Source organism: Mitsuaria sp. TWR114, assembly GCF_007997345.1.
Genome location: NZ_VOSR01000619.1, coordinates 1 through 1,187 on the forward strand (window position 1 = coordinate 1; position 1,187 = coordinate 1,187).

Annotated in this window: 2 protein-coding genes and 1 pseudogene; 2 read left to right on the top strand and 1 reads right to left on the bottom strand. The window is 72.8% G+C overall.

All coding sequences use genetic code 11. The annotated features are described in order from the left end of the window. Nucleotides 1-209, top strand: a pseudogene (locus FUT87_RS20840) (NAD(P)/FAD-dependent oxidoreductase); the annotation flags it as partial. Between the two features lie 7 nt (nt 210-216). Here FUT87_RS20840 and FUT87_RS20845 read toward each other — a convergent pair. Further along, nucleotides 217-600: a VOC family protein gene (locus FUT87_RS20845; RefSeq protein ID WP_147242257.1), complete on the bottom strand. Its 384-nt coding sequence runs from the start codon at nt 598-600 to the stop codon at nt 217-219. Between the two features lie 196 nt (nt 601-796). Here FUT87_RS20845 and FUT87_RS20850 point away from each other — a divergent pair. Then, the coding region (locus FUT87_RS20850; protein WP_186830667.1) for an insulinase family protein at nt 797-1,187 on the top strand (391 nt) is incomplete at its 3' end.

Here is a 1,187-nt window from a genome sequence, read left to right on the forward strand (position 1 = left end):
GCCGCAAGGCGGCGGTCGCCGACCTGGGGACGATCCAGTTCAGCGGGTTCTCCGCGTGGCTGTTCTGGCTGTTCGTGCACGTCTATTTCCTGATCGGCTTCCGCAACCGGGTCCGCGTCTTCGCGGACTGGGCCTGGGCGTACTTCACCTTCCAGCGCCATGCGCGCATCGTCGTGGAGCCCCGGCCCGGCGCGCGGGACGACGCCTAGGCGCCGGTCAGATCGGGGTGCAGATCTCGACCAGGGTGCCGTCGGGGCAGCGCAGGTAGGCGACCACCTGGCCCCAGGGCTTGGTCATCGGCGGGGTCAGGCCTTGCGCGCCGGCGCCCAGGGCACGCGCGTAGGCGGCGGGCACGTCCGGCGTGGACAGCCCGATCTCCATCCCCAGCGGCGCGCCGTCCGCGGCCTTGCGGTAGTCCTGGCCGAGGTTGCCGCGCGCGATGTCGTGGCGCGCGAAGGACAGGGTGGTGGCGCCGGTCTCGAGCTCGCCATAGGCGCCGGACTCGTGCAGGAAACGGCGCGTCAGGCCGAATGCCCGTTCGAAGAAGTCCAGCGACGCGCCCACGTCCTCGACGTAGACGATCGTGTAGGCGAAGTTGATGGCGCTCATGGCAAGCCCTCCGTGGAGTGACGATGAAAGCGGGGCGCTTGTCCCCGTTGGGCGGGGCAGCGGCGCGGCCCATGCCCCGGATCGCCGCCCGGGCGCCCCCGATTCGGGTGGGCCGCCCGTCAGGACGATGTCGCGCCGATGATGCGGACCGGCTGCTGACAGCGGATTGGCAGCTAGGATGCCGGCCATGAGTGCCCCGCCCCTCGAGCCGCAACGGCTGCCCAACGGTCTGCTCTGGCTGGCGCGCCCGGTCCCGGGCTCGCAGGTCGCGGTGCGCGTCGTCTATCGCTGTGGCGGCCGCGACGACCCCACCGGCCGCAGCGGGCTGTCGCACCTGGTGCTGCGGCTGATCGCCGGCGCCAGCCGCTACCTGGAGCCGGGCCAGTTCCACCGCCTGATCGCCAGCGCCGGCGGGCGCACCCGCATCGAGATCGACGAGGACTTCGCCGCGCTGCAGACGGTGGTGCCCGCGCCGCAGCTCGAGCGCGTGCTGTGGGCCGAGGCCGAGCGGATGAGCAATCCGCGCCTGGATCCCGACACGCTGGCCAGCGCGCGGCAGCAGCTGCGCCAGGCGGTGC